Source organism: Nocardiopsis salina YIM 90010, assembly GCF_000341025.1.
GTDB lineage: Bacteria > Actinomycetota > Actinomycetes > Streptosporangiales > Streptosporangiaceae > Nocardiopsis > Nocardiopsis salina.
Map to the genome: position 1 here is coordinate 1 of NZ_ANBF01000151.1, position 10,595 is coordinate 10,595.

Below are 10,595 nucleotides of genomic sequence, written 5' to 3' on the forward strand. Positions count from 1 at the left end.
GGGCAGAGGGCTTACGGGCCCGCCGCTTGACATAGAAGCGTCCCCGCAGGTCGGGCCTCAGGCGCGGTCGGAGTGCCAACGGCGCAGCCGCGCCATGGCCTCGTCCAGCACCTCGTCCTGCTTGCAGAAGGCGAAGCGCAGCAGATGCGCGCCTTCCTCCTCGTGGTCGTAGAAGACCTTCGCGGGCACCGCGGCGACCCCGGCCTCGCTCGGGAGGGCCCGCGCGAGGTCCTCGCAGTCGGAGTATCCGAGGGGGCGGATGTCGGCCATGAGGAAGTAGGTGCCCTCGCACGGGCGTACGTCGAACCCGGTCTCGACCAGGCCCTCCGCGAGCCGGTCGCGCTTGCGCTGCAACGCGTCGCGCTGCTGCTCGACCCACTTCTCCTCATCCTCGAACGCGTCGGCGATCGCCAGCTGCAGCGCGCCGTTGGCCGAGAACGTGAGGAACTGATTGACGGTGCGCGCGGCCCGAACCAGCGGTTCGGGGCCCATGACCCACCCGGTCTTCCACCCCGTCACGGCGAAGGTCTTGCCCACCGACGAGATCGAAAGGGTGCGTTCGGCCATGTCCGGCAGGGTCGCCAGCGGCACGTGCGGCGCGCCGTCGAAGGTCAGGAACTCGTACACCTCGTCGGTGACGGCGATGAGGTCGTGCTCGCGGCAGACCTTCGCGATCTCCTCCAGCTCCGAGGTGTCGAAGACGGCACCGGTCGGGTTGTGCGGGGTGTTGACGATGACCACGCGCGTGCGCGGCCCGACCGCGGCGTTCAGCTCGGCCGGGTCGAAGGTGAAACGCCCCGTGGTGTCGTCGCGGCGCAGCGGCACCGGCTTGCGCACCCCGCCCGCCAGGCTGATGACGGCGGCGTAGGAGTCGTACATGGGCTCGAAGACGAGGACCTCGTCGCCCGGCTCCACCAGGGACAGCAGCGACGCGGCGATGCCGCCGGTCGCGCCCACGGTGATGTAGACCTGCGTCTCGGGGTCGAGTTCGATGCCGTGGTGGCGCGAGCGGTACCGGGCCACGGCCTCGCGCAGCTCCGGTCGTCCCGGCCCGGGCGGGTACTGGTTCACCCCCTCGAGCACGTACCGGTTGGCACCCTCCAGCAGGGAACGGGGCCCGTCGGTGTCGGGGAATCCCTGCCCGAGGTTGACCGACTTGGTCTCGGTGGCCAGGCGCGTCATCTCGGCGAAGATCGTCTCGCCGTAGGAGCGCATTCTCTCGATCAGCGGTTCATCCACACCACGAGCGTATCGACAGCCGAAGGGGGCCGACATCCCGGTCGGCCCCCTTCCGCGTGCGTGCCCTGCGGCCGGTGTGCTCACAGCAGCAGGCTGAGCACCACCCACACCACGGGGCCCGCGATGAGCAGGGAGTCCATGCGGTCCATGATTCCGCCGTGGCCCGGCATGAACCGGCCCATGTCCTTGATGCCGAGGTCGCGCTTGAGCAGCGACTCGATGAGGTCGCCGACGGTCGCGGCGGCCACCACGGCCAACCCCAGCACCACACCGACCCACCAGGGGCCGTCCAGCATCAGCGTCACGCACAGGGCACCCGCGATCGCGCAGGCCAGCACGGAACCGCCGAAGCCCTCCCACGTCTTGTTCGGGCTGATCACCGGCGCCATCTTGTGACTGCCCAGCAGGATCCCGGCGAAGTATCCGCCGATGTCGCTGGAGATGGTCACCACGATGAACGTGACCAGCCAGAACTGTCCGTCCCCCGGGTGGGAGACGAGCAACTGCCACGTGGCCAGCAGGAACGGCAGGTACATCAGGGTGAACATGTTCGCGGCGGAATCGGACGCGAACCGGTCCGCGCCACCGCGCAGCCGCCACGACAGGGCGACCACCGCGGTCAGCGCCGTCACCCCCAGCAGCACCGCGGGACCGCCGAAGTACGCGGCGGGCTGCATCGCCACGCCGCCCACGGCCAGCGGCACCAGGGCCAGGCCGACGTCCTGGCGTCCGAACGCCCGGCTGAGCTCGCGCAGCCCCAGCAGAACCGCGATCGAGGTGATGATGGTGAACAGCTGCGGCCAGGGGAAGATGGAGAAGAACACGAGCGCGCCGAGCACGACGCCACTCGCGATGGCCACCGGGAGGTTGCGGCCGGTACGCACCGGCTCGCCCCCCGGTTTGTGCAGCACGAAACGCTGCCCGTCGGCCTGCTCGGAATCGGCGTGCGATCCCTCGTCGGGTCTGTGCTCCGGCGAGTGCTCGCCACCTCCGGAGCCGGCGGAAGGTTTCGTCACTGGCTAGACCTCGAGGAGTTCCGATTCCTTGTGCTTGAGCAGCTCGTCCACACCGGCGACGTGCTTCTGCGCCAGTTCGTCGAGCTCGCCCTGCGCACGGTGGGCCTCGTCCTCACCCAGGTCGCCGGCCTTGACCGCCTTCTCGAGGGTGTCCTTGGCGCGGCGGCGCACGTTGCGGATCGAGACGCGGGCGTCCTCGGCCTTGCTGCGCGCGACCTTCACGTACTCCTTGCGGCGGTCCTCGGACAGCTCCGGGAACACCACGCGGATGATCTGGCCGTCGTCGGACGGGTTCACACCCAGGTCGCTGTTGCGGATCGCGTTGATGATGTTGGTCCGCGCACTCACGTCGAACGGAGAGATGACCACCATGCGCGGTTCGGGAACCGAGAAGGAGGCCAGCTGGTGGATCGGCGTGGTCGCACCGTAGTAGTCGACGGTGATCTTGTTGAAGGTCGCCGGGGTGGGGCGGCCCGTACGGATGGTCGCGAAGTCCTCCTTCGCGACCCCGAGGGCCTTATCCATCTTCTCTTCGGCCTCGAGGAGGGTTTCTTCGGTCATTGTGGCGCTCCCGGAACTCGACTTGGTGTTCGTTGGCTGGGTGGCCCCGCGGCCCTTCGCCAGGGCGTCAGGACGCGGACGGGCCGACGATGGTGCCGATCTTCTCACCGCGGACCGCACGCAGGATGTTGCCCTGGCTCATCAGGTCGAACACCACGATCGGCAGGCCGTTGTCCATGCACAGGCTGACCGCGGTCGCGTCCATGACCTTCAGGCCGCGGGTGAGGACCTCGTTGTAGTTGAGCTTGTCGAACTTGACCGCGCCGGAGTTGCGCTGCGGGTCGGAGTCGTAGACCCCGTCGACCTGGGTGCCCTTGAGCACGGCCTGGGCACCGATCTCCAGCGCACGCTGAGCGGCCGTGGTGTCGGTGGAGAAGAAGGGTGCGCCCAGACCGGCACCGAAGATGACCACTCTGCCCTTCTCCAGATGGCGGACGGCACGGCGCGGGATGTAGGCCTCGGCGACCTGGCTCATGTGGATCGCGGTCTGCACGCGCGTGTCCACACCCAGACGCTCCAGGAAGTCCTGCAGGGCGAGGCAGTTGATGACGGTTCCGAGCATGCCCATGTAGTCGGCACGACCGCGCTCCATGCCGCCCTCGGTGAGCTGGGCACCGCGGAACATGTTCCCACCGCCGACGACGACGGAGACCTGAATCCCCTCGGAGACCGCCTCGGCGATGGACTCGGCGACGTACTGCACGATCTCGGGCTCGATCCCCAGATCCCCGCCGCCGGCGAACGCCTCCCCGGAGAGCTTGAGCATGACCCGTTTCCAACCGGAGTCGTGCATGGCGGGTTCGGTGTTCGTCTCTTCCGTCACGGCCTGAGGCCTCCCTTGTCGTCCCCGCACGGTGCGGGGTCCCCCGAGTGTCTGTCGCGGTAGGGCGCACGCGGCGCCGAGACCCGCCCTGATCGTCGCGGCCCGGCACTGTGCTGCGCCGAAACCGGCCTTTGGCCCTGCTCGGCGGGCACCGATGACCAGGAAGGCGCCCACCGAACAGGGCCTGATCCACCAAAGGTGCCGGGGAGAACTCTCCCCGGCACCCCCATCATGTCAACGTTCCTAGGCCTGGCCGACCTTGAAGCGGACAAAGCGCTTGACGGTGACGCCCGCCTCGTCGACGACGTTCTGCACCGTCTTCTTGTTCTCCTTCACGAAGGCCTGGCCCAGCAGGGTGGCCTCCTTGAAGTAACCGTTGAGGCGGCCCTCGACGATCTTGGGGATCGCTTGCTCGGGCTTGCCCTCCTCGCGGGTGGTCTGCTCGGCGATCGCGCGCTCGTGCTCGACCACGTCGGCGGGGACCTCGTCCTTGCTGACGTACTTGGGAGCCATGGCGGCGATCTGCTGCGCGAGGTCCTTGCCCAGCTCCTCGTCGGCCTTGTCCAGCTCGACCAGGACGCCCATCGTCGGGGGCAGGTCCGGGTCGGACTTGTGGAGGTAGGTCGCGACGTAGGCGCCGTCGAAGGTGGCGATGTTGCTGAGCTCGAGCTTCTCGCCGATGACAGCGCTCTTGCCCTCGATGAAGTCCTGCAGGCTCTTGCCGGACTCGATCTCGGCGGCCTTGACGGTGGCGAGGTCGTCGGTGTCCTGGGCGGCGATGAAGTCGGCGACCTCGTTGGCCAGGGCGATGAACTGCTCGTTCTTGGCGACGAAGTCGGTCTCGCAGTTGAGCTCGACCAGCGTGGCCTTGCTGTCGCTCGCCTGCTTGAGGACGACGGTGCCCTGGGCGGCGGTGCGCTCGGCGCGCTTGCCGACGTCCTTGGCTCCCTTGACGCGCAGGGCCTCGACGGCCTGGTCGAAGTCGCCGTCGGCCTCGGTCAGGGCCTTCTTGCAGGCCATCATGCCCGCACCGGTCATGTCGCGCAGCTTCTTGACGTCCGCGGCGCTGAAGTTCGCCATTGTCGGAATTTCCCTCGGAAGTGAAAGTCTGTGATGGACGGGGCGGGTGCACCCGCCCCGGTTGCCGCCCCGCCCGAGGGGCGGGGCGGCGGCGAAACCGTTCGGCTGGAGCCGGCCGGGGACTAGGCCTCGGAGGCCTTCTCGGCGGCGTCGCCCTCGGGCGCCTGCTCGGGGGCGTCGACCGGGGAGTCCTGGGCGGCGGGCTCGGCCGGGGCCTCAGCAGCGACCTCGTCGTTCGGGGCGACGGTCGGGGTCTCCTCCGGAGCGGCCTCGGCGGCCTCTTCCTTCGGGGCGGCCTCCTTGCCCTCGAGGAGCTCGCGCTCCCACTCGGCGAGGGGCTCCTCGTCGGCCTTCTGCTCCCCCGAACCCTCGACGGAGGCGCCGGAGCGGACCAGCAGACCGTCGGCGACGGCGTCGGCGACCACACGGGTCAGCAGGCTGACGCTGCGGATGGCGTCGTCGTTACCCGGGATCGGGTAGTCGACCTCGTCCGGGTCGCAGTTGGTGTCCAGGATGGCCACGACCGGGATGTTGAGCTTACGAGCCTCGCTGATCGCGATGTGCTCCTTCTTAGTGTCCACGATCCACACGGCGCTGGGCACGCGGGACATGTCGCGGATACCGCCGAGCGTACGCTCGAGCTTGTCCTTCTCGCGGCGGAGGTTGAGCAGCTCCTTCTTGGTGAGCGTGGAGCCGGCGACGTCGTCGAAGTCGATCTCCTCCAGCTCCTTGAGGCGCTGCAGCCGCTTGTGGACCGTGGAGAAGTTCGTGAGCATGCCGCCCAGCCAACGCTGGTTGACGTAGGGCATGCCGACGCGGCGGGCCTGCTCGTCGATGGCCTCCTGCGCCTGCTTCTTCGTGCCGACGAACAGGATGGTGCCACCGTGGGCGACCGTCTGCTTGACGAACTCGTAGGCGCCGTCGATGTAGGACAGCGACTTCTGGAGGTCGATGATGTAGATGCCGTTGCGCTCGGTGAAGATGAAGCGCTTCATCTTCGGGTTCCAACGGCGGGTCTGGTGCCCGAAGTGGACGCCGCTCTCCAGGAGCTGGCGGATCGTCACGACTGTGGCCATGACCTGTCCTTCCTGCGGTGGCGGGGTGCTCCCCCGCCTTCGGTTGTGCCTGACGCCCCGGCCGTGCCGCCACCCGCTCTCGCGGTGTGGACCGTAGGTCCGGCCCCTCCCCGTGGGGAGGCTCGTGGACGTGCGTAGTGTGATCGGCCCTGTGGGCCACAGATGATTCTATCCTCCGTCGGAAGCAGCCCGGACCCGCCCGTGCTCGTCCACAGGTCCGGTGCACCCTCTGGCGGACCACCACCTTTCGTCAGACCCTTGTCCCATGGGCCTTCTCACCCGCTGGCTACTGACCTTGTCGATCCTGCTGTTCCCTTTTTTCCCGATCCGAACCGCTGCCGCCGATACCCCCTGGCAGTGGCCCCTGGAGCCGCGTCCCGACGTGCTTCGGGGCTTCGACCCGCCCGAGCAGAGGTGGCTCGCCGGCCACCTGGGAGCGGACCTTGCGGCGGAGGTCGGGCAGGCCGTCCTGGCACCCGCCGACGGTGTGGTGCACTTCGCCGGACCGGTCGCCGGTGTGCCCCTCGTCTCTGTCGCGCACGGCGACCTGCGCACCACGTTCCTGCCGGTGCGCGCCTCGGTCTCGCGGGGCGACCCGGTGCAGGCCGGCGACGAGCTGGGGACAGTGGTGGCCGAGCCCGCGCACTGCGAGGGGCGACCGTGCCTCCACTTCGGCCTGCTGCGGGGGTCGGCGTATCTGGATCCCCTCGGCCCTCTGGGCCACGGCCCCGTGCGGCTGTTGCCCCTGCCGGGGCCGCGGGGAGGGACGGTGGGGCCGGAAGCGCCACCGGGCGGGCCCGACGCGTTCCACCTACGCGCCGTGCGGCGTCCAGGGGACAACGGGCGGCGAGAACGGGGGCGTGGCTGCGTCCCGGGGCGGGGTTCCAGGGCCAGGGCGTGCGGTGCGGCTCTGGGTGGGAGAACGGTCAGGCGCGGGGGTGAGCCTGCCGGTAGGTGTCACGTAGGCGCTCCACCGACACGTGGGTGTAGACCTGTGTGCTGCGCGGGCTGGCGTGACCCAGGAACTCCTGCACCGTGCGCAGGTCCGCGCCCCCGTTGAGCAGGTGCGTCGCAGCGCTGTGGCGCAGGTCGTGCGGCGCCCCGTCGACACCGGCGGCGCGCAGGTGGGCGTGCACGTCGTCGCGGGCCTGGCGCACACCCAGGCGCCCGCCGCGCGCCCCCAGGAACAGCGCGTTCCCGGAAGCGCGGGTGAGCAGATCCGGTCGGGCCCCGGTGAGCCACGCGTCGAGCGCGTCGAGGGCGGGGGTCCCGACGGGCACGGTGCGTTCCTTGTGCCCCTTGCCCGTGACGCGCACGGTCTCGCGCGCGCGGTCGAGATCGGCCAGGTCGAGCGCACAGAGTTCCGCGACCCGGATCCCTGTGGCGTACAGCAGTTCCACGACCGCACGGCGGCGGACGGGCACCGGGCCCTCGTCGGCGTCGGGGGTGCGGGAGAGGGCCTCGGCGGCCTGGCCCTCCTCCAGTACCGTCGGCAGGCTCCGCTGCTGAGCGGGCACGGACAGGCGCGGTCCGGGGTCCTCCTCCAGCAGGCCCTCGCGGTTCAGGAACCGGGTGAACGCACGCACGGCCGCGACCCGGCGGGCCAGGGTCGAGCGGCTCGCGCCCGCCTCCCGTGCACGCGAGAGCCACGCGCGCACCAGGGGGACGTCGAGCTCGCCGAGCTCCTGGCCGGTCTCGTCCAGGTGCGCGAGCAGCGCGCGCAGGTCCGCGAGGTACCCCCGGACGGTGTGCGGTGACCGCCCCAGCTCGTGCGTGAGGTGGGTGCGGAACCGGTCGAGCACGCTCACCGCTCCCCCAGCGCCGCGATGCCCTCGACCTGGACGAGGTAGCCGGGGTCGACGAGCCCGCTGACCTCCACGAGGGTTCCGGCGGGCCGGTGCCCCTCGGGCAGGCAGTGCAGCAGTGCCGAACGGAACTCGTCGAGGTCGGTGACGTGGCGCAGGAAGTAGGTGAGTTTGACCAGGTCGCCGAGGCCGGCGCCGTGGTCGGTGAGGAGGCGTTCCATGTTGGCGAAGATCTGCCGGGTCTGGCCCGCGACGTCGCCGGGCACGTGGCCGTCGGGTGTCCTGGGGAGTTGACCGGAGAGGAAGAGCAGTGGGCCGTGGGCCACCAGGGCGTCACTGTACGGTTTGGCCATGGCCGCAACGTACCCGTCTGCGGGCCGCCTGTACCCCCGTGCGCGGCTGCGGCGGTGCCGGATCCGGGCGAGTCCGGGGCCTGTCACGCCGCGGGCACGTGCCGACGGGGCCCGTGTCAGGGCATGGCGCGCAGGGACGCGTCGAGAGCGCTCATGAGGTGGGCGACCCGGGTCCTGCCCTCGGGTGCGCGGGGGTAGCGGCGCAGCACGTCGCGGAGCACGGGTCCGGAACGTTCCCCGGCACGTTCGAGGATCCCCTTCCCTGCAGCTGCGCCCCCGTCGGCGTCCAGCTCGGCCACGCGGGCCGCACACGCGGCGGCGCGGAGGATGTGGGCGACCTGCGTGGCCCGGGATATGGGGTGCAGGTACGCGGCGGAGGCGGCGTCGCCCGCAGCCTGCGCGGCCAGGCGCGCGGGCTCGGTGCGGGCCTCTTTGGCGGCCCGGTGCGCGTCCAGGGCAGTGGTGCGCTGGAGCTTGGTGCGCCGCTCGCCGCCGATGAACGTCCACGCCGCGTCGAGGGCCGCGCGCGGTCGGAGGTCGTCGGGGTGGGCTTCCTCGAACACGGGGAGGAGTTCCTGCGCGCTCTCGGCCACGTAGCGGGCGACGGCGCGCAGTTCGCCCATGGTCAGCGTGAAGTCCCCGGCCACGGTGGTCATGGCCCCAATTCTCCTACGGAGCCAGCTCTTCTCCGCCCCGGCGCCGTGCCCGCGTACGGCACGCTCACACGCGGGGTGTGCGCCAGCCCGCCGTGCAGCGTTCCACGAGCCCTGCGGCGGCGAGCACACCGAGGGCGCGCATGGTGCCCTCGAGGTCTCCCCCGCACTCCAGTGCGATGGAGGCGGTGCCGGCACCTGCGCGGGGCACGGCTGACAGCACACGTTCGGTCTCCGGGGACAGGTCGGCCTCCACACGCACCGGGCCGGAGCTCTCGGGGGCGGCGCCGTCCCCGAGGTGTTCGAGGACGTCCTCGGCGCTGGTCACACACAACGCGCCGTGCCCGCGCAGGAGCGTGTGGCACCCGACGGACAGCGCGGAGGTCACCGGCCCCGGAACCGCCATCACCGCGCGGTCCATGGAGGCGGCGTGCGTCGCGGTGTTGAGCGCCCCGCTGCGCCGGCCGGCCTCGACGACGACGGTGCCGGGTGTGAGGCCTGCGATGAGCCTGTTGCGGACGAGGAAGTCCGGGGCGCGGGGGGTGGCACCGAGGGGCCGTTCGCTCACCAGCGCACCGCGGCGGGCCACGTCGGCGAAGAGCGCGGCGTGCCCGCGCGGGTAGTCCACGTCGAGTCCGCAGGCCAGCACCGCGACCGTGGCTCCGATCGCGTGGGCCGCGCGGTGTGCGGCACCGTCGATGCCGTAGGCGCCGCCGGAGACGGTGATGACGGAATGCTCTCCCAGCGTGTAGGCCATCTCGGAGGCCACGTGCTCGCCGTAGGCCGTCGCGGCCCTGGCGCCCACGAGCGCGACGGAACGAAGGCAGAGGTTACGCAGGTCGCCGCCGCCGCGCACCCACAGGCCGTACGGGCCGGGGTCGAGGCCGTCCAGGCGCCCGGGCCATTCGGCGTCGCCCGGTGCGACGAACCGCACCCCCAACTCGGCGGAGTCGCCAAGGAGCCCGTCGGGGTCCACACGCTCGGCCCGGGTGCGCCAGCGATTCCAGGTGCGCTCCATGGCCGGACGCGCTTCGGGGTCGGCCTCGGTGTCCACGCTGTCGGTCTCAGGAGGCCCCTGCCCGGACGCCAGTGCTGCCCACACCCGCGCGGCCCCGTGCTCGGCCAGCAGGTCCGCAAGCCACGTGTTGCCCGGTCCGGACACTGCCGTCAGACAGGCCCGCGCACAGACCTCGTCGTCCCTCTCACCCACCCGCTGCTCCTCTTCTTTCCCCTGCCTGTGGTCTTCCCCTGCGCACCGGATCACCCTGCACGTCCGGACCAGAGCGCGAACGCGTACGCCGCCTCCTCCTCGCCGGGCCGGTCACGGCCGGCGAGGTCGGCCAGGGTCCAGGCCACACGGAGAGCACGGTCCACGCCGCGTGCGCTGATCTGCCCCAGGTCCATCGCCCTCCCCAGCACCCGCAACGCCTCGGGCCGCACGGGGAACTCCCGCCGCAGGCGAGTGCCGGGGACGCCGGCGTTGGTCCGCCACGGCGTCCCGGCCAGGCGCTCCCCCGCCCGCACGCGGGCGGCCTGCACCCGCTCGGCGACGACGGCGGAGGACTCCGCGAAGGCGCTGTCGGCGAGCAGCTCGGCGCGCGAGACCGGTTGCAGCTCCACCTTGAGGTCGATGCGGTCCAGCAGCGGCCCGGAGACGCGCGAGAAGTACCGTCGCCGCTCACCCGCGGCACAGGTGCACAGCATGCCGGGTTTGGCGCACGGGCACGGGTTTGCGGCCATCACGAGCTGGAACCGGGCGGGGAACGTCACCGTCGAGGCCGCGCGGGCCAGCACGACCTCCCCGCGTTCGAGGGGTTCGCGCAGGGAGTCCAGAACCCCGCGCCCGAACTGCGGCGCCTCGTCGACGAACAGCACCCCGTGGTGGGCCTTGGACACCCAACCGGGCACCGCGTGACCGCTTCCCCCGCCGATGATCGCGGCGCGCGTGGAGGTGTGGTGGGGCGCGGCGAACGGCGGGGGGGGGGGGGG

11 protein-coding genes and 1 pseudogene are annotated in these 10,595 nt (G+C 71.2%); 1 reads left to right on the plus strand and 11 read right to left on the minus strand.

Going from position 1 to position 10,595, the window contains the following annotated elements; all coding sequences use genetic code 11:
- Positions 1 to 57: 57 nt before the first annotated feature.
- The 6 genes from D474_RS0116765 to rpsB all read right to left on the minus strand — a co-directional run bounded on the left by D474_RS0116765 (position 58) and on the right by rpsB (position 5,795).
- Positions 58 to 1,239, minus strand: coding sequence for a pyridoxal phosphate-dependent aminotransferase (locus tag D474_RS0116765; protein ID WP_040703775.1), 1,182 nt, complete (start codon positions 1,237 to 1,239; stop codon positions 58 to 60).
- 80 nt (positions 1,240 to 1,319) lie between these two features.
- Positions 1,320 to 2,255, minus strand: a complete 936-nt coding sequence (locus D474_RS0116770) for a phosphatidate cytidylyltransferase (protein WP_017614699.1) — start codon at positions 2,253 to 2,255, stop codon at positions 1,320 to 1,322.
- A gap of 3 nt (positions 2,256 to 2,258) precedes the next feature.
- Entirely contained in the window at positions 2,259 to 2,816 is a 558-nt protein-coding gene (gene frr, locus D474_RS0116775; protein WP_017614700.1) for a ribosome recycling factor, read from the minus strand.
- A gap of 67 nt (positions 2,817 to 2,883) precedes the next feature.
- Positions 2,884 to 3,609 (minus strand): UMP kinase, encoded by a 726-nt coding sequence (pyrH, locus tag D474_RS0116780; protein ID WP_040703778.1) that lies wholly within the window; start codon positions 3,607 to 3,609, stop codon positions 2,884 to 2,886.
- Positions 3,610 to 3,882: 273 nt separating this feature from the next.
- Entirely contained in the window at positions 3,883 to 4,719 is an 837-nt protein-coding gene (gene tsf, locus D474_RS0116785; protein WP_017614702.1) for a translation elongation factor Ts, read from the minus strand.
- A gap of 122 nt (positions 4,720 to 4,841) precedes the next feature.
- The gene (rpsB, locus tag D474_RS0116790) at positions 4,842 to 5,795 is read right to left on the minus strand and encodes a 30S ribosomal protein S2 (protein WP_017614703.1); all 954 of its coding nucleotides are present in this window, start codon (positions 5,793 to 5,795) and stop codon (positions 4,842 to 4,844) included.
- Between the two features lie 265 nt (positions 5,796 to 6,060).
- Between rpsB and D474_RS31125 the strand changes: the two are divergent.
- Positions 6,061 to 6,489, plus strand: a pseudogene (locus D474_RS31125) (M23 family metallopeptidase); the annotation flags it as partial.
- A gap of 232 nt (positions 6,490 to 6,721) precedes the next feature.
- On the opposite strand, the gene D474_RS0116800 reads toward D474_RS31125, so the two are convergent.
- From D474_RS0116800 to D474_RS0116820, 5 genes are all read right to left on the minus strand, one after another.
- Positions 6,722 to 7,603, minus strand: coding sequence for a tyrosine recombinase XerC (locus D474_RS0116800; RefSeq protein WP_017614705.1), 882 nt, complete (start codon positions 7,601 to 7,603; stop codon positions 6,722 to 6,724).
- A complete protein-coding gene (locus tag D474_RS0116805; protein WP_017614706.1) occupies positions 7,600 to 7,953 on the minus strand; it encodes a RidA family protein in 354 nt (117 codons plus the stop codon). Before D474_RS0116805 ends, D474_RS0116800 begins: the two co-directional genes overlap by 4 nt.
- Before the next feature lie 116 nt (positions 7,954 to 8,069).
- Complete coding sequence (locus tag D474_RS0116810; RefSeq protein WP_017614707.1) at positions 8,070 to 8,609, minus strand: putative immunity protein; 540 nt, start codon at positions 8,607 to 8,609, stop codon at positions 8,070 to 8,072.
- 64 nt (positions 8,610 to 8,673) lie between these two features.
- Positions 8,674 to 9,816: a DNA-processing protein DprA gene (gene dprA, locus D474_RS0116815; RefSeq protein ID WP_017614708.1), complete on the minus strand. Its 1,143-nt coding sequence runs from the start codon at positions 9,814 to 9,816 to the stop codon at positions 8,674 to 8,676.
- A gap of 50 nt (positions 9,817 to 9,866) precedes the next feature.
- On the minus strand, positions 9,867 to 10,595 hold a 729-nt coding region (locus D474_RS0116820; protein WP_017614709.1), incomplete at its 5' end, for an ATP-binding protein.